Annotated in this window: 20 protein-coding genes; 12 read left to right on the top strand and 8 right to left on the bottom strand. The window is 63.4% G+C overall.

Features of this window, described 5'->3' with window-relative positions:
* Positions 1 to 267 precede the first annotated feature (267 nt).
* A complete protein-coding gene (locus CQ012_RS00010; protein ID WP_105661061.1) occupies positions 268 to 1,908 on the bottom strand; it encodes an ABC-F family ATP-binding cassette domain-containing protein in 1,641 nt (546 codons plus the stop codon).
* 83 nt (positions 1,909 to 1,991) lie between these two features.
* Here CQ012_RS00010 and CQ012_RS00015 point away from each other — a divergent pair, with 83 nt between their 5' ends.
* The 5 genes from CQ012_RS00015 (at position 1,992) to CQ012_RS00035 (ending at position 7,550) form a co-directional block, all read left to right on the top strand.
* On the top strand, positions 1,992 to 2,357 hold the full coding sequence (locus CQ012_RS00015) for an ArsR/SmtB family transcription factor (RefSeq protein ID WP_105658020.1): 366 nt from the start codon (positions 1,992 to 1,994) through the stop codon (positions 2,355 to 2,357).
* Positions 2,358 to 2,384: 27 nt separating this feature from the next.
* Positions 2,385 to 3,629: an MFS transporter gene (locus CQ012_RS00020; protein WP_105661062.1), complete on the top strand. Its 1,245-nt coding sequence runs from the start codon at positions 2,385 to 2,387 to the stop codon at positions 3,627 to 3,629.
* 310 nt (positions 3,630 to 3,939) lie between these two features.
* The gene (locus tag CQ012_RS00025) at positions 3,940 to 5,175 is read left to right on the top strand and encodes a CaiB/BaiF CoA transferase family protein (protein WP_105661063.1); all 1,236 of its coding nucleotides are present in this window, start codon (positions 3,940 to 3,942) and stop codon (positions 5,173 to 5,175) included.
* Positions 5,172 to 6,053, top strand: coding sequence for a hydroxymethylglutaryl-CoA lyase (locus CQ012_RS00030; protein WP_286134517.1), 882 nt, complete (start codon positions 5,172 to 5,174; stop codon positions 6,051 to 6,053). The genes CQ012_RS00025 and CQ012_RS00030 overlap by 4 nt, the downstream gene beginning before the upstream one ends.
* A 93-nt stretch (positions 6,054 to 6,146) precedes the next feature.
* Complete coding sequence (locus CQ012_RS00035) at positions 6,147 to 7,550, top strand: 2-hydroxycarboxylate transporter family protein (RefSeq protein ID WP_105661065.1); 1,404 nt, start codon at positions 6,147 to 6,149, stop codon at positions 7,548 to 7,550.
* 81 nt (positions 7,551 to 7,631) lie between these two features.
* Here the strand turns inward: CQ012_RS00035 and CQ012_RS00040 are convergent, their stop codons facing one another.
* On the bottom strand, positions 7,632 to 8,276 hold the full coding sequence (locus CQ012_RS00040) for an IclR family transcriptional regulator (protein ID WP_105661066.1): 645 nt from the start codon (positions 8,274 to 8,276) through the stop codon (positions 7,632 to 7,634).
* 210 nt (positions 8,277 to 8,486) lie between these two features.
* On the opposite strand from CQ012_RS00040, the gene CQ012_RS00045 reads away from it, so the two are divergent.
* Together CQ012_RS00045 and CQ012_RS00050 are read left to right on the top strand one after the other, a co-directional pair.
* Positions 8,487 to 9,581, top strand: coding sequence for an isocitrate/isopropylmalate dehydrogenase family protein (locus CQ012_RS00045; RefSeq protein ID WP_105661067.1), 1,095 nt, complete (start codon positions 8,487 to 8,489; stop codon positions 9,579 to 9,581).
* 10 nt (positions 9,582 to 9,591) lie between these two features.
* Positions 9,592 to 10,584: an NAD(P)-dependent oxidoreductase gene (locus CQ012_RS00050; RefSeq protein ID WP_105661068.1), complete on the top strand. Its 993-nt coding sequence runs from the start codon at positions 9,592 to 9,594 to the stop codon at positions 10,582 to 10,584.
* Between the two features lie 68 nt (positions 10,585 to 10,652).
* On the opposite strand, the gene CQ012_RS00055 is transcribed toward CQ012_RS00050, so the two are convergent.
* The 5 genes from CQ012_RS00055 to CQ012_RS00075 all read right to left on the bottom strand — a co-directional run bounded on the left by CQ012_RS00055 (position 10,653) and on the right by CQ012_RS00075 (position 16,290).
* Positions 10,653 to 11,315 (bottom strand): phosphoribosyltransferase, encoded by a 663-nt coding sequence (locus CQ012_RS00055; protein WP_105661069.1) that lies wholly within the window; start codon positions 11,313 to 11,315, stop codon positions 10,653 to 10,655.
* A gap of 200 nt (positions 11,316 to 11,515) precedes the next feature.
* The gene (locus tag CQ012_RS00060; protein WP_181148970.1) at positions 11,516 to 11,962 is read right to left on the bottom strand and encodes an HD domain-containing protein; all 447 of its coding nucleotides are present in this window, start codon (positions 11,960 to 11,962) and stop codon (positions 11,516 to 11,518) included.
* Between the two features lie 187 nt (positions 11,963 to 12,149).
* Positions 12,150 to 13,658: a carboxyl transferase domain-containing protein gene (locus CQ012_RS00065; RefSeq protein WP_105661070.1), complete on the bottom strand. Its 1,509-nt coding sequence runs from the start codon at positions 13,656 to 13,658 to the stop codon at positions 12,150 to 12,152.
* A complete protein-coding gene (locus CQ012_RS00070; RefSeq protein ID WP_286134265.1) occupies positions 13,655 to 14,884 on the bottom strand; it encodes a CaiB/BaiF CoA transferase family protein in 1,230 nt (409 codons plus the stop codon). The genes CQ012_RS00065 and CQ012_RS00070 overlap by 4 nt, the downstream gene beginning before the upstream one ends.
* Positions 14,885 to 14,928: 44 nt before the next feature.
* Complete coding sequence (locus CQ012_RS00075; protein WP_105658024.1) at positions 14,929 to 16,290, bottom strand: SLC13 family permease; 1,362 nt, start codon at positions 16,288 to 16,290, stop codon at positions 14,929 to 14,931.
* Positions 16,291 to 16,443: 153 nt separating this feature from the next.
* On the opposite strand from CQ012_RS00075, the gene CQ012_RS00080 reads away from it, so the two are divergent.
* The 3 genes from CQ012_RS00080 to CQ012_RS00090 all read left to right on the top strand — a co-directional run bounded on the left by CQ012_RS00080 (position 16,444) and on the right by CQ012_RS00090 (position 18,946).
* On the top strand, positions 16,444 to 17,154 hold the full coding sequence (locus CQ012_RS00080; RefSeq protein WP_286134518.1) for a FadR/GntR family transcriptional regulator: 711 nt from the start codon (positions 16,444 to 16,446) through the stop codon (positions 17,152 to 17,154).
* A 465-nt stretch (positions 17,155 to 17,619) separates the two neighbouring features.
* Positions 17,620 to 17,949 (top strand): PadR family transcriptional regulator, encoded by a 330-nt coding sequence (locus tag CQ012_RS00085; RefSeq protein ID WP_105658025.1) that lies wholly within the window; start codon positions 17,620 to 17,622, stop codon positions 17,947 to 17,949.
* A gap of 1 nt (position 17,950) precedes the next feature.
* The gene (locus tag CQ012_RS00090; RefSeq protein WP_105661071.1) at positions 17,951 to 18,946 is read left to right on the top strand and encodes a permease prefix domain 1-containing protein; all 996 of its coding nucleotides are present in this window, start codon (positions 17,951 to 17,953) and stop codon (positions 18,944 to 18,946) included.
* Positions 18,947 to 19,375: 429 nt separating this feature from the next.
* Here CQ012_RS00090 and CQ012_RS00095 read toward each other — a convergent pair whose 3' ends face one another.
* Positions 19,376 to 20,272: a LysR family transcriptional regulator gene (locus CQ012_RS00095; protein WP_105658027.1), complete on the bottom strand. Its 897-nt coding sequence runs from the start codon at positions 20,270 to 20,272 to the stop codon at positions 19,376 to 19,378.
* Between the two features lie 126 nt (positions 20,273 to 20,398).
* Here CQ012_RS00095 and CQ012_RS00100 point away from each other — a divergent pair, with 126 nt between their 5' ends.
* Positions 20,399 to 21,814: a M20 family metallopeptidase gene (locus CQ012_RS00100; protein WP_105661072.1), complete on the top strand. Its 1,416-nt coding sequence runs from the start codon at positions 20,399 to 20,401 to the stop codon at positions 21,812 to 21,814.
* 9 nt (positions 21,815 to 21,823) lie between these two features.
* Positions 21,824 to 23,137, top strand: a complete 1,314-nt coding sequence (locus tag CQ012_RS00105) for an MFS transporter (RefSeq protein WP_105658029.1) — start codon at positions 21,824 to 21,826, stop codon at positions 23,135 to 23,137.
* Positions 23,138 to 23,180 lie beyond the last annotated feature (43 nt).

The following is a 23,180-nucleotide window of genomic DNA, read 5'->3' on the forward strand; positions in this document are numbered from 1 at the left end:
ATGCCCAACCCGAGATAGTGCCCGCGGCGGCGGCCGACCAGTCCAGCTTCGGTGACCAGCTTCTTGACGTGGAAGAAGCTCTTGGGGTCGCCCGGCTTGACCGTTGGCCCTTGGGGATGGAGTGTTGCAGTGCTGCTCAAGAAAATATCCTTGGGTACTAGGCGTCGACCTCGCAGTCGAAAGAACTGAAAAACTCGGCTCCCATAGTGCCAATCCTACGTTGGATAGCTGTGAACTTGCCAGTGCAATAAGTGCCCAAGTGAGGCCCTAGAAATGGGCCGTTAGTTGACCCTGTGCAACTTCCCATCGGGCGTCCAGTCGCACATTCTCCAGCAAGCGCCGATCATGGGTGACCAGCAGCAGTGCTCCGGTGTACGCTTCCAGGGCTTCTTCGAGCTGTTCGATGGCCAGTACGTCCAGGTGGTTGGTCGGCTCATCGAGCACCAGCAGGTTCACCCCGCGGGCCTGGAGCAGCGCCATGGATGCGCGGGTTCGCTCGCCGGGGGAGAGCGAATCCACCAGGGCCGAGGACTGGTCGGCCTTCAAGCCGAACTTGGCAAGCAGGGTGCGCACCTCCGCGGCGGAGTACTCGGGCACTTCCAGTTCGAAGGCTTCGCCCAGTGGCAGGTCGCCGGGCAGCTGGGTGCGCGCCTGGTCGATTTCTCCGATATTCACCGAACTGCCCAGGGATGCCGAGCCGCTGTGCGGGGCCAGCTTGCCCAGCAGCAGGTTCAGCAAGGTCGACTTGCCTGCTCCGTTCGGGCCGGTGATGCCAATCCGGTCCCCGGCGTTGACCTGCACCGAAACCGGTCCGAAAGCGTAGTCCCCGTGGGATACCGAGGCCTCGTTGAGCGTGCACATCACCGAGGACCCGCGCTCAGCCGCGGCGATGGAGAACTGCAGGACCCATTCCTTGCGCGGTTCGGCCACTTCGTCGAGCCGGGCGATGCGCGATTCCATCTGGCGCACCTTGGCGGCCTGCTTTTCCGAGGACTCGGAGTTGGCCCGGCGGCGGATCTTGTCGTTGTCCGGCGCCTTGCGCATGGCGTTGCGCACGCCTTGCGAGGACCATTCGCGCTGGGTGCGGGCGCGGGAGACCAGATCGGCTTTCTGGTTCTCGAACTGCTCGTAGGCCTCACGGGCATGGGTGCGGTTGATGGCCCGTTCGGCAAGGTACGAGTCGTAGCCGCCTTCATAGGTGGCTACCTGGTTCTGGGCCAGGTCCAATTCGATGATGCCGGTGGTGCAGCGGGAGAGGAACTCGCGGTCATGCGATACCAGGATCACCGGCGCGCGCAGGGAATTGATGAAATGCTCCAAATGCTCCAGGCCCTCGAGATCGAGATCATTGGTCGGTTCATCGAGCAGCACCGCATCGAAGCGGGAGAGCAGCAGGGCTGCCAGAGCCACGCGGGCTGCCTGGCCGCCGGACAGGGCAGTCATCTCGGTTTCTACCGGGAGGGTGAAGCCGAGCTTGGCCAGCACCTCGGGGATGCGGTCTTCCAGATCCATGGCGCCACAGGCCATCCAGTGGTCGAATGCAGCGGTGTAGGCGTCATCCGCACCGGGCTTGCCGCTGCCAAGTTCTTCGGCGGTGGATTCCATGGCGGTGGTGGCGGCGGCGCAACCGGTGCGGCGGGCCAAATACGCGGTGATGGTTTCACCTGGAACGCGGTCGTGTTCCTGGGGCATCCAGCCGATGAACGCAGAATCCGGGGCGGTGCTCACCGTTCCGGCCTGCGGGGCCGCGGCCCCGGCAAGCAGCGAGAGCAATGTGGACTTGCCAGCGCCGTTGGCACCCACTACGCCGTAGACATCACCGGGTGCGGCGGTGAAGTTCAGATTCGAGAAGAGGGTTCGGTGGGCGTGGCCGCCAGTCAGGTCCTTGGCCACGAGCGTTGCAGTCATGGCTCCAATTCTAGTTCCAGTCGGACGCGGAATATTTCCGGTGTGCCCTAGGCAATACCGGGCGAGAGTATTAGTCTATTAGCATGCATGCAGATAATAAGATTTATGCTCCGGATCCTTCCTCGGATTTCGTGGAGCTGGCCGCGGAAGTCTTCGGCTTGCTGTCCGATGCCACCCGGATCCGGATTGTGCTGCATCTGCGCCGTGCCGGTGAGCTCTCGGTCAACGCGCTCGCGGAACTGGTCGAGAAGAGCCCTTCGGGGGTATCCCAGCACCTGGCCCGTTTGCGCATGGCGCGCATGGTGACCACGCGCCAGGACGGAACCAAGGTCCTGTACAGCCTCACCGATGAGCACCCGGCGCGCCTGGTCAGCGAAGCGATCAAGCAGGCGGAGCATTCGGTATCCAACGGCCAGCTGCCGCTGCACCACGAAGCCCCGCAAGGCTAGCGGCAAAAGATACGGGAGTCGGCAAAGATGCTCGCAGTACTCAGGGACCAGGCGTACGCCAAGCTTTTCAGCGCCCAGATGATTGCGCTGCTGGGCACGGGCCTGCTTACCGTTGCCCTGGGCCTGCTGGCTTTCGATATTGCCGGCAGCAACGCGGGATTAGTGCTTGGGCTGGCTTTGACTGTGAAGATGGTCGCCTATGTGGCCGTTGCTCCTGTGGCCAATGCCCTGGTTTCCCATATTCCGCGCAAACCCGTGCTCATCGGGTCCAACATCATTCGTGGACTAGTGGCGCTCTGCCTCCCATTCGCCAGCGAAGCGTGGCAGATCTATGTGCTGATTTTCGTACTGCAATCAGCATCGGCGACCTTCACCCCCGCGTTCCAAGCGGTCATTCCCTCGATCCTGCCCGATGAGCGGGATTACACCCGGGCCTTGTCGCTGTCGCGGCTGGCCTATGACATGGAGTCGTTGGCCAGCCCGATGCTGGCGGCCGCGCTGCTGACCGTCACCAGCTACCACAACCTCTTCGCCGGGACCGTGCTCGGCTTTGCCGCGTCCGCTCTGCTTGTTGCCGCGACGCGCTTCCCGGCGATCCCGCCGCCCCAGAAGTCGCTCTTCTTCCATCGCCTCACCGGGGGAACCCGGGCATTCTGGGCGGCACCGGAACTGCGCAGCCTGATGGCGCTGAATCTGGTGGTCGCCGCGATCTCCGCCATGGTCATCGTCAACACAGTGGTGCTGGTGAAGGGGGATCTGGGCCGTTCGCAGGTGGATGTGGCGCTGCTGCTCGGAGCATACGGTGCAGGTTCGATGGCGGTGGCACTGGGCATGCCGGGGTTGCTGGAGCGATTCGAAGACCGCAGCGTGATGCTCGCAGGCGCCGTGATGGTGCCGCTGCTGCTGTTCGTCGGTGCCGCTGTGATCGGCTGGGGCGAGGGTTCTGGCCAATGGGCCGGGCTCCTTGGCCTGTGGCTGGCCCTGGGTGCGGCGACCGCAACTATCCTCACGCCCTCGTCGAGGCTGCTGCGCCGCAACAGCACCGAGCAAAACCGCCCCGGTGTTTTTGCCGCGCAATTTTCCTTGTCCCATGCCTGCTTCCTGTTGGCCTATCCGGTGGCCGGCGCCCTGGGCGCTTCGATCCGCCTGTGGGGTGCGGCTCTGGTCCTGGTCGGCATCGGAGTGGTCGGTACGGTGCTGGCATTTGCCTCGTGGCGCCCGGAAACGGTTTCGGCGCACCAGGCTGATCCGATACCCAACGCCAATTCTTGAGCTGTCGTCTTCGGGATTTATGCGCGGCTGCACGGCAACAGGCCGGTGGATCGTGTTCCAAGTACCGTGCAGCGGCGGAGCGGTGCGCTCATCCTGCCACCGCCGGTCGGCCAATTACTAGCTGGCGAGGCACGGGCGCCGATGACAGGATGGTTGCCGTGTCTCGCGGGACGGTGAGATGAATCCACTTATTTCAAAAAGTTCTTGCTGTGTTGTGGCTCACTTGCTACAGTCTTACCGCTAAAAGGGATTCCGATCCCATTCAGTGGGAACACTTACCTTCAGATTAACATGAAAAGGGGTCATTCTGATGGACGATCAGCTGAACCTCGGCGAGAACAACCTTCCGTTAGCAGGCGTGCGCGTGCTGGAACTTGGAAACTTCATTGCTGCTCCCTTCGCTGCCCGGATCTTTGGCGATTTCGGCGCTGAAGTAATCAAGATCGAGCGACCTGATGGGGGAGATGAACTGCGCGACTGGCGCAAGGCCCGCGGTGAAACCTCCATGCTCTTCCGCACTATCGCGCGCAACAAGAAATCTGTCGAGCTCGATTTGCGCAGCGAGCTAGGTGCGAGGGCAATTAAGGAAATCATCAGGACCACAGATGTGCTGATCGAGAATTTCCGTCCTGGCACTTTGGAAAAGTGGGGGCTTGGCCCTGAGGTGCTCAGTGTAATCAACCCTGAACTGGTGATCGTGCGTATCTCGGGCTACGGTCAGACTGGACCCTATAAGGACCGCGCCGGATTCGGCAGTTCTGCTGAATCATTTGCCGGATTGCGCTACATCACCGGCGAACCCGACCGTCCCGCAGGACGGGCCGCCGCCTCCTTGGGTGATACCGTCGCAGGTCTCTACGGAGTCATCGGCGCCTTGATGCTGATGCTCAACAAGGCCAAGGGAGGGAGCAACCAGGAGCAGAACGTCGTTGATGTGGCACTGTACGAAGGTGTCTTCTCGCTGCTCGAATCACTGGTCCCGGACTACGATGCCTACGGCATGGTCCGCGAGCGTACCGGCGGCCGGCTTCCAGGAGTGGTGCCTACCGGCTCCTATACTTGCCAGGATGGCCTGGAGGTGGTTATCGGAGGGAACTCCAACTCGGTATTCACCAGGTTGATGCGCGCTGTCGGGCGCGAGGACCTGGCCAACGACCAGTCCCTTTTAACCACCGAGGCTCGCGGTTCCCGCGAGGCAGAGCTCAACGGAGCCATCGAGGCATTCACCGGATCCCTGCCGCTGCCGCAGGTGCTCGACGCGTTGGATGCGGCCGGGGTTCCGGCGGCTCCGGTCTACGACGCTGCCTCCATCGCCCAGGACGAGCACTACCTTGCCCGCGGCATGATCGAGACCCACGAAGTGAAGGTCGACCAGGAGCCCGAACTGATCCGCTTCCCGGGCGTGGTGCCAAGGATTCCCGGCCACCAGGGCGAGGTCAAGTGGGTCGGCCCGGACCTGGGGGAGCATACAGAGGAAGTCCTCAAGGACCTGGCTGGCTTCGATGAAGGGCAGATCCGGGCCATGGGCAACAAGGCGGTGAAATGATGCGGATCGAAATCACCGACGTGTTCTTGCGTGACGGATTGCAGGACGAACCGGTCATCGTTTCCACGGCCGACAAGGTGAAGATCGCCCGAGCCACCATGGACGCAGGTGTCGAGCGCATGGAGATCGCGTCATTCGTCAACCCGAAGCGCGTGCCGCAAATGGCCGACGCCAGCGACGTGTTGTCCGCGCTGTCCATGGAATCCAGGGTGCGTTTCACGGTCCTGGCCCTGAACGGCCAGGGCATCGCCCGGGCGGCAGCTGCCGGAGCGCGCGAAGTCCAGGTGGTGGCGTCGGCCAGCCAGGCGCACAGCAATGCCAACGCCGGTGCTGGCATCGAGAAGTCACTGGCCTCGCTCGCGGGCGATGTCGCAGCCCACCCGGAAACCGGATTCCACGCCGGGATCTCCACCGCCTTCACCTGCCCCTACGAGGGCGAGATCGACCCCTCTCGTCTCCTGCAACTGGTACGCGCCTTCAAGTCCATGGGCATCACGGACATCGGGCTGGCTGACACCCTCGGAACCACGCCACCGCAACGCCTGATCGACAGCGTGAAGCACATCCAGGACGCTGAACCCGACCTGGCCTACTCGTTGCACCTGCACAATGCCCACGGCCTGGCCCTGGACACGGTGAAATTGGCCATCGATGCGGGCATTACCCGCTTCGATGCCGCACTGGGCGGCTATGGGGGCTGCCCATTCGCTCCGGGCGCGGCAGGAAACCTGTCCACAGAAGAGCTCGTGGATTTTCTGCACGCCGAAGGGCACATCACAGGAATTGATCCTTCAGGGCTCGCAAAGGCCACCGATCTGGCCCGCGCAACGATCTCCAACGCACCACCTGTCCAAACAGATTCCCTCTCCATCCACTAGGCAACCAGGCCTGCCTTCACGGCTGGCCATGCAACGGCCTTCCGCGCAAAGACGCCGGTAGCCTTGCAAGCCACGAAACATCGGGAGAATACGATGTCAAAGACCAACCAGGAAGCCCAGCTTCCGCGTTCCATCCAGGGTGAAGACCAAGACCTTCTGCGGCGGCTGAACGAAAAGGCCCAGCTGCCCAAGGGCGCCCACCACGCCAACCCCCGGCACTTCGCCATCTCGGGCCTGCCGATCTGGCTTTACCTGACCATGGCCGCGGTAGTGCTCATCGCAGCCGTGACCGGCAAGCTTCCCGGCGGCATGTTGCCAGGCTTCGCCGTCGCGATGCTGCTGGGCGGCCTGCTGATCTGGTTCGGCAACCTGTTCCCGATAGTCCGTGACTTCGGGCTGCCGACGATCCTGTGCACCTTCGTCCCGGCGCTGGTGATGTTCTACGGGTTCATGCCGGAGGCGATCATTACCGTGGTCACTGACTTCATCACCACCCACGGGTTCCTTGACTTCTTCGTGGCTGCGGTGATCGCCGGCTCGATCCTCGGCGCGCCGCGCGCCCTGCTGCTCAAGGCAGGTCCGCGCTTCGCGATCCCGCTGGTTTCCTGCATCCTGATCTCCTTTGCTGCAATCGGACTGATCGGAGCCGTAGCAGGATTCGGTTTCTGGAACGCGATGCTCACCGTAGCGGCCCCGATCATGGCTGGCGGCCTGGGCCTGGGGGCGGTGCCGATGAGCGAAATGTACGGCGCCCAGACCGGGCAGGATTCCTCGGCATTCATGGGCGACCTGATGTCGGCTGTGGTCGTCGCCAATGTCTTCTGCATCCTCTTCGCCGGAATCCTCAACGGACTGGGCAAGCGCAAGCAGCTGTTTATCGGCTTCAGCGGCAACGGCGACCTGATGCGCGTGAAGGGAACCAGCAAGGAGCTGTCCAACCCGCCCAAGCGCACCATGGCGAGTTTCCTCACCTTGGGCAAGGGACTGGTGCTGACGGCAGGGCTCTACGTGCTGGGGGAACTGCTCGGCGGGTTCTTCGCATTCCTGCATCCCTACGCCTGGATGATCATCGTCGTGGCCGCGCTGAAGATCTTCGGGTTGCTGCCCAAGGATATCGAGGAAGCCACCACCGACTGGGGCGAGATGATCACCTCGGTGCTGGTCCCGGCGCTGCTGGTGGGCGTGAGCATTTCCTACATCGACATCAACGAGGTCTTGGCTTCGCTGGGCGACCCGATGTTCATCGTGCTGGTGGTCATTACCGTGCTGATCGCCGGACTGAGCGCCGGAATTGTGGGCTGGCTGCTGAAGTTCAACTTCGTCGAAGCGGCCATCACCCCGGGCCTGGTCATGGCCGACACCGGCGGTTCGGGCGACGTGTCGGTACTCAGCGCGTCGGAGCGCATGCACCTGATGCCGTTCGCGGCCCTTTCCAACCGCATCGGAGGGGCCTTCGTGCTCTTCTTGACTACACTGCTGGTGCCATTCATGGGCTAGCGAACCGCGGCGTGCTCGCCAAGGATCCGGTCCACGCATCGATGGCGGGGCCGGATCCTTTTGGTGATTGCCGGGGTGGCGCTACCTCTGGTCGCTGAAGGCCGCGGAGATCCTCGCTGCGGTGCCCGCTACCAGCTGGCCGTGATCGGTGCCGGGGGAGACTTCGCATCGCGAGAGCGGCATGGCCAGGCAGATCGAAGCAATGATGTGATCACTCTGGAGTACCGGTGCGCTCACCGATCCCAGCCCGGGAGTGCGCAGCCCCACGGATTCCACCCAGCCGTGGCTTTCGATCGAGGCCATGGCCTCCTGGTCGAAGGCCAGCAGCCGTCCGCTGGAACCATGCGGCAGGGCGAGGCTTGCTCCTGGGGGCAAGGTCGCCTTCAATTCGTGCCGGGAATCCACGGAGCTGATGCAAACCCGATGATCGCCGCGGCGAATCCATAGTTGCGCCGTCTCACCGGTCGCATCGCGCAGTTCGGTGAGGTGTCCGAGTCCGACCAGTTCAAGCCGGCTGCGCACGAACCGCCTCCCCAGGCTGTAGTTGCCCGACGGCTCGCGCTTGAGGAAGTCGTACTCGACTAGGCTCAGTGCCAGCCGGTGGGCGGTGGAAGTGGACAGTCCGGTTTGGCGGGCCAGCTCGCTGGCCGTTGCATCACCGAATTCGAGCGCGTCGAGGAGCTGGCAGATGCGTTCCAGCTGCCGATTGGTCGTGGGTTCAGTCATGGAGCGGGCCTTTCAGGGTAACGGGTAAACGGGCGGTGGCGTGGTCGGTGCTCGGGGATTGAATCAGTGATTCCTACTGTATGGGAAGTGGATTTCGCTGGCCAGTAATGAATACTGCCCTGGGGTCTAGTGATCCTCGATACATACTGATATTGTATTCCCGCTGAATAGCAATTGAATCCCACTACATAGGAATATCAGGAGGTTGTCATGGCCAATTACAGGATTACGGTCATTCCCGGTGACGGGATCGGGCCGGAAGTCGTCGACTCGGCGCTGAAGTTGCTCGGAGAGGTCCAGGAGCAGTTCGGGTTCACCCTTGACTACGTCACCTACGATTTCTCAGCTGATCTGTACCGGCGCACCGGGCGCAAGATCACCGCTGCCGACATGGACGAGATTGGAAAGAGCGACGCAGTGCTCTTCGGGGCCATGGGGCTGCCCGACGTGCGAGACGAAGAAGGCCTGGAACTTGGAGCGCAGGTCGAGATGCGCGCCCACTACAAGCTGTTCGCCAGCCTGCGTCCGGTCAAGCTCTTCAAGGGTGTTCCGAACGCGGTACGGGCTGAGAACATAGACATGCTGGTGATCCGTGAGACCTCCGAGGGCATGTTCGCAGGTCTGCACGACAAGCATGAACCCAGCGATGTGGAAGCCACCGACCGGATGACCATCACGCGGGCGACCTGTGAAACGCTCTTTGCTGAGGCCTTCGACCAGGCCCGGTCCCGCCGCAAGCGCGGTACCCCCGGCCGGGTGACCCTGCTGCATAAGTCCAATGCCCTGCGCAGCAACGTGCTGATGGAAAAGGTCTTCGACGAAGTCGCAGCGAAGAATACCGACATCGATAGCAGCAAGTACTATATTGACGCCGGTTCGATGTACATGGTGACTGATCCGGGGCGGTTTGACGTGATCGTCAGCGAGAACATTTTCGGCGACATCACTTCGGAAATTGCCGCCGGTCTAGTTGGCGGACTGGGCGTGGCACCTTCGGCTGATGTGAGCCGGACCCACGGGGTCTTCCAGCCGTCGCATGGCAGCGCGCCGGATATCGCCGGCACTGGCAAGGCCAATCCCACAGCAATGATCCTCTCTGCCGCCATGATGCTCGACTGGCTGGGAGAAAAACGCGAGGATGAAGCGCTCGTCTGCGCTGCACGCAGCATTAACTCCGCTGTCCAAGAGGTGCTCGCCACCGGTCCGCGCTCGGCCGATCTGGGCGGGAATGCCAGCACCGGGGAAGTGACCGACGCGGTACTCCGCGCCCTGCAAGCCTCCGCAAGTATCCCGGCCGGATCCTGAAAGGATAATCATGACCTGGAAAGTCCTATTCATCAACCCATTAAATGACTACATCGACGGCCTGAAAGCATCGACTCCCGAAGGGTTCGAGCTGGTGGTATTGCCAGCTGGCACCAGCGTGGAGGAGCTGGTAGCCGAGGCAGCTGACGCAGACTTCATCATTTCGGGCATCGAGGTCCCCGAAGAAGTCTTCCGTGCAGCCACCCGCGCGAAGTTCATCCAGTACATGAGCTCGGGTTACGGCCAGCTGCCGTTGGGGGTGCTCAACGACCTGGGCATTCCCGTGGCGCAAATGAAAACCCATTCGATCTCGGTGGCCGAGCACGCGGTGAGCCTGATCCTTAACTTGTTGCGCCGTATTCCGTCCTCGATGCAGCTTTTGCGCGAGGGCAAATGGCGCCAGGACCTGGATGAAGCCTCCTATGCGGAACTGTATGGCAAGACCGTGGGAATCGTAGGCCTGGGAAATATTGGGCGTTGGGTTGGCAAGGTGGTGCACCATGGCTTCGGTGCCAACGTCGTCTACTACGACACTGCCCAGATCCCGCTGACAGTGTCCGAGCTGATCTCGGCACGGGCGGTGTCATTGGAGACTTTGATGCGCGAATCCGATGTTGTCTGCGTAAGCCTTCCGCTGAATCAGGGGACCGGCAAGCTCATTGGACGCGAGGAACTGGCCATGATGAAGGCGTCCGCCGTGCTGGTCAATGTCGGTCGCGGCGAGGTCATCGATGAAGAGGCATTGATTGACGCCTTGCGCACCGGGAGCATTGCCGGTGCCGGGCTGGATGTCTTCGAACTGGAGCCGCTGGAACTGGGCAGCGAGCTATTGAGCCTGGACTCGGTGATCTGCACGCCCCATATGGCGGGGGTGGGCTGGGAGAATGTGCAGCGGAGGCTGGCCACAGTTTGGGACAACATCGATGCCGTTTTGCGCTCAGAAGTTCCTCTTGGGGTCGTCACCGAAACCAGGCGCGTCCCGATAAGCGGTGCCGTAGGTTGATCCGCCGGTTGGCCAGGCCTGTCTATCCTGAACAGGAAGACCGGTTTGGCTGACTAGGTCCTGGGACCTCACCGCGCGGAGCGCAGCATTTCCAGGACCTGGTCCTGGCCCACTTGCCCGAAGTCCTCGTAGAAGGCTCCGACGGCAGTGAAATTTTCCGGGGTGAGCAGTTGGCAGATGCCATTGACCCGGGGTGCCAATTCGGCAGCCGTTCCAGGCGAAGCCACCGGAACTGCCAGCGTGATGGAGGCGGGATCCAGGTCCTGGATAAGATCCAGCGCGGCCTTCATCGTGGCGCCCGTGGCCATTCCGTCATCGCAAAGCAGCAGGTCGCGCTCGGCCAGATCGGGGCAGTAGTCCTTGAAGGTGCTGGCCAGAGCCAGCAGGTCGGCACCGGTGCCGCGTTCCAGGGATTCGAGTTCGTCCTTGCCGAAATACTGCAGAGCCCGGCGGTAGATCGCCTCGTTGATGTGGCGAGCGCTGCTAATCCCGTACCTGGCAATGGCGCCGAATGCCAGTTCGGGATTGCGCGGCACCCCGAGCTTGCGCACTGCCACCGCGCCCAGTGTGGCCCCGAGGGCCTTGGCCACTTCATGGGCGATGGGCACTCCGCCGCGCAGCAAACCCAGCACGGTGTATTCGCCGGCGGGCAGCAGGGTGGACAGCTTCATGCCCAGCGCGGCGCCGGCATGGCTGCGGTTTTCGAACACTGTGCTTCTGCCTGTTGCCATAGTCCAAGTCTTGCCCAATGGCGCCCGATTGCAAGGGGGCTGCGGGAAATATCCAGCATTCCGAGTTCTGCGCGGTGATCAGGTGCCGCCACCGGATGCCGGCGAAGAAGTGCTGGCCGTGCGTGGCGGGGATCTTGAATGTTTATGGCCAGGAACTATTTCCGGGCAGACCCGGGTTGGACCCAGGATTCCGGGCGCTGCTAGAGACCCAGGAGGGACCGGGTGCGCTGGTATTTCTTGGCCAGCCGCTGCCGGGTAGCCTGATCCAGCTGGCTTGTGCGTTCCGGGTCGGTGTTATCGGCCAGGTCCGCTTCCTTGACCAGCAAGGCCAGCGCATTGCCGCGTACCCCGGCGCAATATTCTTCCAGGCTCTGCCCGGGCCGCTTGCTCAGCAGTTCCACCGCCACGATGACCGTGTCGGGAATGCCTGCGGCACGCAGGTCCGCCGCGCTCACGTCGCAATCCTCGATCACATCATGCAACCAGGCGGCTGCGATGGCTTCTGGCGAACCGCCGAGGTCGCGGGCGTGCCCGGCCACTCGTGCCGGATGCCCGATATACGCGGCGCCGAGCTTGTCGACCTGTCCTTCGTGGGCGCCGGACGCGATGTCCTTGGCCGTATCGATCATCGATTTGCGCTCGCGCATCGTCCGCCTCGCTGGGTAGTTCCTGTCGAGTCCCACTCTACGCATGGCGGCCGGCATTTGGGGAGGTAGCCTGATCCTTGAACTTCCACGTGCCTGCAGGGTGCAGCCGGCCGGCCCGGCGAGGGCAGCCGAGCCAAGGGCCGGTCCAGCAGCCGTTGCCGGACCGGCCCGGTGTCCCAGTGCGGAACTAGCTGGAGGCTTGTCCCAAGTTCTGGAACTTTTTCTGCCGGCGCTCCAACCGATCTGCTTCGGGAATGGCAAGGGCCAGGGAGATTTCCGCAGCAATAGCCGTTCCGAGTTCCTGGCAGAACTCGCGCGGCCGGGTGGCAGCGTCATCGAACTCGTCCACCACGTGGTCCACCAGGCCAAAGTCGCACAGCGAAGCAACGCCGATCTTCTGCTGGCGGGCCATATCCGGGGCATGGCTGGTACTGCGGTGCATGATGGCGCTGGCGCCCTCGGGCGGCAACGGCGAGAGCCAGGAATTGCGGGCTGCGATGGTCCGGTCCGCCGGCAGCAGCGCCAGTGCGGCGCCGCCGGTACCTTGGCCGAGGAGCACCGACACCGAGGGGGACCGCAAGCCGATCAATTCGCTGAGCGAACGGGCAATCTCTCCGGCCAACCCGCCTTCCTCTGCCTGCACCGAGAGCTCGGCGCCGGTGGTGTCGATGATGGTGACCAGCGGCAGGCCGAGTTCCTGGGCCAGTTGCATCCCGCGGCGGGCCTCGCGCAGCGAGGCGGGCCCGAGGCTGGCCGTGTCCGGGTGCCGCGGCCGCTGCTGGCCGAGCACCACGCAGCGCTGTCCTGCGAACCGCGCCAACGCCAGCATCAGCCCGGGGTCTTTCTCTCCCTGTCCGGTTCCGTTCAAGGGCAGCGCGTCGTCAGCTGAGGCCAGCAGCATCCGGGTGTCCGGTCGGCGCGGGTTCCGGCTGGCTTGCACAGAGCGCCAGGCGTCCTCGTCCGCACTGCACGAGATGCTGCCCACCGGTGCCGGGAAAGCGCCGGAATCTCGTACCGGCTGCAGGATCTGCAGTGCCCGGTCCACTAGCTGCGGAAGGTCCTGCGGCGGGACAACCGCGTCGATCAAGCCCTTGCGGAACAGGTTCTCCGAGACCTGGACGCCCTCCGGGAAGTCCTGTCCGTAGAGTGCCTGGTAGACCCGTGGACCCAGGAAACCCAGCAGCGCCCCTGGCTCGGCAACGGTGATGTGCCCCAAAGAGCCCCAGGAGGCCATGACACCGCCGGTGGTGGGATGGCGCAGGTAGACCAGATAGGGAAGTCCTGCCGCCTTGTGCCGGCGGACCGCATCGGTGATGGCGACCATCCCCAGGAAGGCCAAGGTGCCTTCCTGCATGCGGGTGCCCCCGGAAGCGGGCCCCGCCAGCAGCGGCAGTCCGGCCGCCGTTGCGCGCTCGATGGCCGCGACAATGCGCTTCACGGCAGCCTGCCCGATGGAACCGGCCAGGAAGTTGAATTCCGAGACGATCACCGCCACTTCGCGGCCCTGGATCAGCCCCTTGCCCGTGAGCACCGATTCATCGGTGCCGCTTTTTGCGCGGGCGGCATCGAGGTCGGCCGCATAGGATTCGCTGAGCTCGGGCTGCTGCGGCTGGCTGTCCCAGGACTCGAAGGAGTCTTCATCCAAGACGATGGACAGTAGCGCCGACGCGTCAATCCGTTGGGTTCTGGTGCTCATGACTGGTCTTCCTTCTGCTCTTCGAGCCAGCGGTCCACGTCCGCTGCATCAGCATTGAGCAGGGGCGGAGCGGTATGCGCCTTGCGGGTGGTCTCCTTGCTGGTGGCGGCATCGAAGAAACGCAGGGGAGGGCCGGGCAGGCTGACCCTGCCCAGCACTTCGTGCTCCACCTCCACGACGAGCCCTTGGGAGTGGACCTGGTCCCAGTCATAGACCTCCTCGATGGAGCGCACCTTTCCCGCTGGAATGCCGGCTGCGTCAAGGGAGTTGAGCAGCTGCGCCGCATCGTATGCGCTAAAAGCCCGTTCGATCAGCTCATTGAGCGCCGCGCGGTTCTCCACGCGCTGGGAGTTGCTGGCAAAGCGGGGATCCCCGGCGGGCAAGCCGAACCGGGAGGCGAAGGCCTGCCAGAGCTTTTCGCTGCCGATGCTGATCTGCACTTTCCCATCGGCACAGGAATACAGGCCGTAGGGTGCAATGGAGGGATGGTGGTTGCCGATGGCTTGGGGATTCTCCCCGGCCACGGTCTGCCGGGTGCCCTGGAAGGCATGTACCCCGATGATCGAGGCCAGCAGGGAGGTGCGGACCACTTGGCCACGACCGGTCCTTTCGCGTTCCAGCAGCGCTGCCAGCGCCCCGTACGCTCCATACATCCCCGAGAGCAGATCCGCGATGGGCACCCCGACCTTCTGCGGATCCTCCGGGCCGGAGCCGGTAATGGACATCAGCCCGGCCTCGCCCTGCAGGATCTGGTCGTAGCCGCTGCGGTGGGATTCGGGGCCGTCGTGCCCGAAGCCGGTAATGGACAGGATCACCAGCTGCGGATTCAATTCATGGAGCACCTCGACGCTGAAGCCGAGCCGGTCCAGCACGCCGGTGCGGAAGTTCTCCATGAGCACATCAGAGTTCCTGACCAGGTCGGCCAGCTTGGCTTGGTGCGCGGAATCCTTCAGGTTCAGCGCAACAGACTGCTTGTTGCGATTGCATGACAGGAAGTAGGTGGCCTGCCGGTTGTCTTCCGGCCCGACGAAGGGTGGGCCCCAGCCGCGGGTGTCGTCCCCGGTGCCCATCGCTTCGATCTTGATGACCTTGGCACCCAGGTCGCCCATCATCATTCCGGCATGAGGCCCGGCCAGTGCACGGGTCAGGTCAAGGACCACGTAGCCGCTCAGGGGGCCGGTGCCGGTGGCCAGGGTTTCTTCGGGTTGGACTGTAATCGAGCTCAAGAGATACCTCCTAGGAGTGGAAAGATTGGCGGTTCCGCTGGTGCCTACAGCCAGCCGGGCAAGACCAGCAGCGCCCAGGCCAGGACAGGGCCGGCCAGGACGATGATGCCGCCGTAGCCCAGGACCTGCTTGTAGAAGCGGTCCTTGTCGGTGCCTTCCGGGGCGTTGGCAAGGACCAGGGCGCCGTTGGTGGAGAAGGGCGAGACATCCACGATGGTAGAGGCGATGGCCAGCGCGCAGATCAATCCGGTAGCGCTGATCGAGCCCGAGCCCAGGAACGGGATCGCCAGCGGGATGAGCGCGGCCAGGATGGCAGTGGATGATGCGAAAGCCGAGACAACGGCGCCGATGTAGCAGATGAGCAAGCCGGCAAGCAGCGGTGCTCCCAGGGTCGCCACGGCGTTCGAAGCGTATTCGATGGTGCCGGCTTCCTCCAGGACTCCGACGAAAGTGAGCATGCCGCAGATGAGCAGGACCGTGGACCAGCTGATCTTGTTGACCGCCCCCTTCTGGGCAGCGGGGTTGACCAACGCCAGGACGACAGCGATGGTGATCGAAACGAAGCCGACGTCGACCTTGAAGCCCAATGCGATCACGGCCAGGGCGACCAGGCCGAGGATGGTCATTGCCTGGCCGAAGCGCTGGCCCGGGGCATGCGGCGCGGCGCCGTCGCCGGCAGGATCGCGGGGACCGTAGGTTCCCGAGCCGCTGCCCTTGAAATCGACATCGGCTGCCTGCGAGCCCACGGAGACCGACAGGCGGGCCTCGGCAACGCGTTCGGCGATGGCGCTGGCCCGCTGGCCAGCCAGTTTGCGCCCGCCCAGGACCAGGAACAGCACGATGGCGATCACCAGGTTGAAGGCGAAGCTGGTGAGGAACAGGGCGGTGGGGCTGAAGGCGAACCCGGCTTCCTGGATCAGCCCATTGACGATCACGCCGTAGACGGCGATCGGGGAGAAGCCGCCGGCTTGCGCGCCGTGCACGATCAGCATGCCCATCATGAGCGGGTTGATCTCGTATTTCTGCGCGAAGCGCAGGCCGATCGGGGCGATGATCGCCACCGCTGCCGGGCCCAGGGCGCCAATGGCGGTAATGGCTGCGGTGATGGCGAACATGACCCAGGGGATCAGCGAGATCCGGTTGTCGACAAGTTTCACCGCCCGGTCAACCAGGATGTCGATGGTGCCATTGTTCTGGGCTATGGCGAAGAGGTAGGTGACCCCGACCAGGGTCAAGAACAGCCCTCCGGGGAAGCTGGCGAGAATGTCCTTGGCATCCATGCCGAGGAATATCGTGCCGAGCAGGAAGGCGCCAACGAAGGCCAAGGCTCCCATGTTGATCGGGAACATCGTGGCAATTATGAACATCACCGCCAAGACGATGATGGAGACGAGTGCGACAGACATGGGAAATCCTTTTCGGGAGGCTTTGCACTGAATGGTTTTGATGTGGCGGGTGTCACTGGCTCACTGGCCTAGCCTCCTAGACTCTCGGTGTCTTGTCAAGGTAATTTTCGGTGTAAGTTTGAGGAAGAACACATTTTCAGGTGGGGAGTGGTTGTGGCAGAAGCCAAGAAGGCCAGGGCGTTCGCGAAGGTGCAACGCCCTCGGCTCTATGAGCAGTTGATGCAGCAGATCCTGGCTTTCGTCGAGGCTGAGCAGTTGGGGCCCGGTGACCATTTGCCGGCCGAGCGCGAGCTGGCAGAGCAGCTCGGCGTCTCGCGAGCGACCCTGGCCCAGGCCCTGGTGGCGTTGGAAGTACTCGGGGTCATCGACGTGCAGCATGGAACCGGCGCGGTGCTCGTGCACCGTCCGAGCGTCGCCACGGTGCTGCGCGAACTGCGCGAGCACAAGAACCGGTTGCCGGATATCGTCGAGGCGCGCAGTACCTTGGAGGTCAAGCTGGCCGCGCTGGCTGCCGAACGCCGCACCGAGGCTGACCTGCGCAAAATCGATCACGCGCTGGGGGTGATGGCCGCGGAAATTGGCGAGGGCGGCCGTGGCGAGCGCGGTGATGAGCTTTTCCACGAGGCAATTACCGCTGCAGCCAAATCAGCGGTTTTGCAAAAACTCATGACGTTTATCGCCGAGATGGTGCTCGAAACCCGCATCGAATCGTTGGGGCAGCCAGGACGCCCGGAGCGTTCGCTGGAGTCGCACCTGAAAATCGCCGATGCGATTCGCCGCGGCGATTCCACGGGTGCCGCCGCCGCGATGGGCGAGCATATAGAAATGGTCTCCGACGTGGCCCTGCTCAGGGACGGCAGGTAGCCGCAAAGCCGTTCAGCCAATTGCTGCCGGGCGAGGCTGGCCCTTTTCCGCTGGAGCCGTTTTCTTCAATGTCCGGGCGGCTCGAGGTGCTGCCGGCCGCTGGCTTTTGCTATTCTCCCGCGCGCAGTGCGCGGAAGGCCGCCGTGGCTGGAGGTTAGCCTGTTGCGGCAAATTCGCAGTTATCAAAAGGCGATGGGCGATGGGCCGGGCTGGAAAAGCGCGGCCACTGCCGACTATGGACCACGCTGCGCTGGAATTCAACTGATCTTGGCACTCCAGTCCAGTCGCCAGTCCTGCCGCTACGCGATGCGTTACTTGCTGGTTTGCTTGTGCGGGCTCAGCGCCACCGCTCACTTCCGGCTGCAGCCCCCAGTTCTGCAACGAATAGCATTGAACACCCGTTCTCATCTTGTGACAGTAATGTGTGATTGACGATAGTGTGTGGCGCACGGTAATGTGAGCGGCATGGAAGAGTTCGACACCCAACTGCAAGAGCTGCGACGCGGCACCGTTGTGCTCGCTTGCCTGCAGCTGCTGCGCAGTGCAGGATACGGCTACAGCCTGCTGGAGCAGCTCGACGACCACGGTTTCTCCACCGATGCCAACACCTTGTATCCGCTGCTGCGGCGTCTGGAGAAGCAGGGTTACCTCACCAGCGAGTGGAACACCGAGGAGGCCAGGCCACGCAAGTTCTACCGAACCTCGCCTGACGGTATCCGTCTTGCCGACACGTTGACCACGGAATGGCGATCACTGGCAACGGCGATCGCCTCGCTCACCGAAGAGGAGCACTGACATGACTGCCACATTGACCGAACGCTACATCTCGGCCACGATCCGCAGCCTCGAGCCCGGGATGCGGAACGACATCCGCGCCGAACTCGAAGCCTCCATTGCCGACGCCATCGAGGCGCGCGTAGCCCAAGGCGAAGCCGCGCAGCAGGCGGAACGCCGAGTCCTGGCCGAACTCGGCGACCCCGGCATCCTCGCCGCCGGCTACGCAGACCGGCCGCTGCACCTGATCGGGCCGAAGTACTACCTGGCTTGGTGGCGCCTGTTGAAACTGCTGCTGTGGATTGTGCCGCTCTGCGTGGCAGGAGCAATGGCGCTGGGTTTGCTGGTCTCTGGACAGGACGTGGGCGAAAGCATCGTCCAGTCGCTTACCGTCGGACTGCAGATCATCGTGCACGTGGGCTTCTGGACCACGCTCGTGTTCGTCGTGCTCGAGCGCACCGGCGCGGCCACTGGCGTGAAGTGGGATGTCGACCAGCTGCCGGAAATTCCCGAGGATGGCGCGGGCCGCAGCGAGTTGATCGCGTCGCTGGTATTCCTGGGCATCGCCGCCGGCGCGGTGGTATGGGACCTGGTCCGAGGATTCTTCCCCACAGGCGGTGAACCGATCCCGATCCTCAGCCCGGGGCTGTGGCCGTGGTGGATCGGCATCCTGTTCGCACTGATCATCCTCGAGGCCGTCTTCGCCGTCGCGCTGTTCCGCCTGCGTCGTTGGACAACTGCCATGGCGGTGCTGAACACCGTGCTCGCCTTGGCCTTCGCGGCCTGGGCGCTGATCCTGCTGTTGCGCGGCGAGCTCGTCAACCCGGAATTCCTCTCGTTCGTTGCGGTTGCCGGAGGCGACGGGTTCGCCGCCGGAAACGCACAGGCCGCTGGCAATGGCGGCATCTTCCGCATTCTCGCCGTGCTGCTCGGGTGCGGAATCGCGGCCGGCATTGGCTGGGATATCGTTGACGGCTGGCGCAAGGCCGTGCGGGAACGGGGCACAGCCCGGGGCTGAACGCGCTGAATGGCAGGTGGGAGTCCGTGCCACCGTGTCCAGCGCCGAGCTGCCTGCCGGCAATGATACGAGCTCGCGGGTCACTGCCCCCGGCTTGTGTTCCGGCACGGAAGCCCCTCCATCAATTGGGCAGACAGTTGCTCGAAAGGCACCTAGGAAAGCACGTCATCACGATCAGGAAGAGCGCCGTCAACCACGACTGGTCCGAACGCTTCCGGCGCTCGCTCGGCTCCGCCTGCGCAAATACTCGCCGTTCGAATCCCGGGTGCACCCGACGAGTGAAGCCTCCGGCAATCAGCGATCCCTCGGAGGGGCCATCACGGTACATGCGACTGCCTCCGTGCCGCACCGCCACCCATTAGCTGGGGCCGCTGTTCGGCCAGTAGAATCCCATGCCGGCCCCTGCGGCGAGGCCGTCTTCTTCCCGGATCAGTATTCCTGCATCAGGGCCGTGATCTGCTGGATCAGCGCACTGACCAAGGCTGGTTGCCGGCGTCGCGGCATGGTGAGGATCTGTGCGCTGCGTTCGGCCAGAGCCGGATGGTCAATCGGGATGAACCTCAGCCCTTGGCTCAGCCCATCGCGACGAGCGAAGCGGCTGAGCAAGGTCACCCCCGCGCCGGAACGCGCGAACTCCATGGCCGGATTGATGTGATCGGTAGTTAGCGCGATCTTCGGCGTGAGTCCGGCCATGGAGGTGGCGATGTCAAAAAGCTCGCGCTGGGTGATGCCCTTGGCCGGCATGGACATCGGGTACTCGCAGAGCTCGGCCAGCGACAGCTGCGTCCGCTCAGCCAGGGGGTGGTCGGCGCAAACCACGGCATAAGCCGGAGCTGGGCAGGAATGCTCGACGGTTACATGGCGCTGCGGGCCCAGGGCAAAGATCGTCGCGAGATCCGCAGTGCCTTCGATAACCTGCCTGGTGGCCTCGGCCGAGGGCAAGACGCTCAGGTGAACCGTCACCTCGGGATGTTCCTTGCAGAACGCGGAGACGGCGCGAGGAGTCACCGAGGCAGCAAGTCCTTCCGAGCTGGCCACCTCGATGACTCGTGAAGCCCCCGAGGAGAGCTCGCTCAGATCCTGAGCCAGTTGCTCGCCTTCGGAGAGCATGCGGCGGGTATGGGCCAGCAGCAGCACCCCGGCATCGGTCAATTCCATGCCGCGGGCATGGCGGCGGAAAATTGCCGCGCCGACGTGGCGTTCGAGCTGGCTGATCTGCCGGCTGATCGCCGACGCGGAAACATGTTGCGATTCGGCGGCATCGGAAATAGATCCCGTGCTAGCCACCTCATGGAAGTAGCGCAGCGCCGTTGGCAATGTTTGCATTCTCTTGTTCCCGTTCGATCAGCATTTTGCATTTAACTCAAACCTGATGCACGAAACGGCACTGGTTCCCGTCGCGCCCATCTCCTAATGTGATCTACAGTACAACACGCCGAGCGGGGAGAAATCATGCCGAATAGAGAAGATTTGCTAGTAGCTGCGGACAAGTATGTCGACTCGGGGGAGCTGTTCGAGGACTTGTCCGAGCTGGTTGCCTGCCCGACAGTCAGCACCGACCCCAGCCAGAGGGTTGCAACGAACTCATATCTGGATAAGAACTTACGATCGAGGCTCGAAGGCATGGGCTTTACTGTGCGGCTTGATCTGGACTGGCGGGGATCGGGCAATTCTTTCCTGCGCGCGGTTCGCACAGAACATCGGGATTACACTACGGTGCTGTGCTACGGGCATGCCGATGTGGTTGACGGCCAAGCGGGGCAATGGGAGCAGGGGCGCGATCCTTTCGTGCTGGATGCCCAGGGCGAGCGCTGGTACGGACGCGGCGCGGCGGATAACAAGGGCCAGCACCTGGTGAACCTCAAGGCCTTCGAGATGCTGCTGGCCCAGCGCGGGGAATTGGGATTCAACGCGGTCTTCCTGTTCGAAGCCGGCGAGGAAATCGGGTCCCCGCAGCTGGATGAATACGCCGCGGCGCACCGCGAAGAACTCGCCGCAGATCTCTTCATCGCCTCGGACGGCCCCAGATTGTCAGCCCAGGAACCCACGATATTTCTTGGCGCACGGGGTGGGGCGACCTTCGAACTCAGCATTCCGCTGCGCGCGGGCGGCTATCATTCAGGGAATTGGGGCGGCCTGCTGCGCAACCCCGCAACCACGCTGGCTGGCGCGATCGGTGCACTGGTCGATGGGCATGGGCGTATCCAAGTACCAGGGCTGCTTCCCGACGAACTGCCCGACTCGGTGCGCCAAGCGCTCCAATCGGTGCAGGTGGGCGGAGGAGCGCAGGACCCGCAATTGGCCGACGGCTGGGGCGACACCAGCCTGAGCGCGGCAGAACGGCTCTACGCCTGGAATACCCTGGAGGTGATCGCCCTGCAATCGGCCGACGTCGCCCGGCCGGTCAATGCCATCCCGGGTGAGGCCCGGGCGGTCCTGCAACTGCGCTTCGTCGTTGGAACGGATCTGGCGGGGCTGGAAGCGGCGATCCGGCGGGCACTGGACGAGGCCGGCTACCCGATGGTGCAGCTGGCCATGGGACAGTGCTTCCCGGCCAGCAGGACCAACCCCGACAACCCCTGGGTGCGCTGGGCCAGCGAGTCCATCCAGCGGAGCACCGGCGTGCCCGCGGTGGTCTTGCCCAATATCGGCGGTTCGCTGCCCAATGCGGTCTTCGAATCGACGCTTGGCCTGCCGACCTTGTGGGTCCCGCATTCCTATCCGGGGTGCCAGCAGCACGGGCCCAACGAGCACGCCCTGGAGCCGGTGCTGCGCCAAGGACTGAAAATGATGTGCGGGCTCTTCCATGACCTGGCAACGAACACGACCTTGCCGCGCACGGTAGCGGCTAGCAGCGAGAAGATCTAGGACTCCAGCATGGAAAATCAGCAATTACCAGTTAAAGACCAGACAGCGCCGGCCCGACGCCAGTCCACCGCTCGCGGTATCGCCGCAGCCACCATTGGCAATGCGCTGGAGTGGTACGACATGGCCATCTATGCGCTGTTGGCAATCTATATCGGCCACAACTTCTTCCCCTCGGAAAATCCGGCAGTAGAGGTCATCCAGGCTTTTGCGGTCTTCGGTATCTCCTACCTGATCCGCCCTCTAGGTGGACTTGTACTCGGATCCTATGCGGACCGCAAGGGCTTGAAAAAGGGGTTGATCCTCACTATCAGGCTGATGGTAGTGGGTACGGCGATCATTGCACTGCTGCCGGGCTACGACACCATCGGCATCTTCGCTCCGCTGGGGCTCATCCTGGGGCGGCTCATCCAGGGCTTCTCCGCCGGTGGCGAGTTCGGTGCCGCCACCTCGTACCTCTTGGCGCAGGACAAGGGGCGCAAGGGATTCCTGGGCAGCTTCCAGTTCGCAAGCCAAGGCCTGGGCGCGATGATGGCTGCCATCACGGTGGTCGCTTTGACCAGTATCTTCACGACGGAGCAGATGAACGACTGGGCCTGGCGCATACCGTTCTTCATCGGTCTGCTGGTGGGCCCTGCCGGCTGGTGGATCCGTCGCCACGTCGATGAAGCGCCGCTGCCCGAAGCGGCCCCGGGGGATCGGCACAGCGCCAAGAACGCGGTGCATGCCCCGGTGCGCGAGCTGTTCCGCTCGAACAAGGCCTCGGTGTTCATCGCCGGCGGAGCGCTGGCTATTTCGACAGCGCTGAACTTCGTGCTGCAGTACATGCCGACTTTCGGCATCAGCCAATTGGGCATGAGCCCTACCGTTTCCTTCTCCTCGCTGATTATCTCCGGGGCGATCTTGACCTTCGCCACGCCAGTGGTGGGCCACCTTTCGGACCGCTTCGGACGATTGCGCATCATGATTCCCGCCGCGCTGGCGATCATGCTGCTGACCATCCCGCTGTTCCTCTGGTTGATTGCGGGCAAGACCTTCCTGGTCCTCGCGGTCGTAATGGTCATCCTGGGATTGCTCAAGGCTTTGTACTTCGGTGCGCTGCCGTCGGTTATGGCTGATGTCTTCAGCGATTCGTCGCGGGCCACGGGCCTGTCCTTCAGCTACAACACCTCTGTGGCGATTTTCGGCGGATTCACCCCGATGATTTGCGCCTTCCTGATCGAGGCCACTGGCCAGCCGATTGCCCCGGGCTACTACCTGGCGGTGCTGGCCATCGTGAGCATCGCGGCGCTGGGCTCCGCCTTCCGTTTCCGGGCGGTGCGCTGACCCCGCCACTGGTGAAGCAGCGCAGGAAGCACAAGGCCGGCAA

The organism is Arthrobacter sp. MYb214 (assembly GCF_002979865.1).
Lineage (GTDB): Bacteria > Actinomycetota > Actinomycetes > Actinomycetales > Micrococcaceae > Glutamicibacter.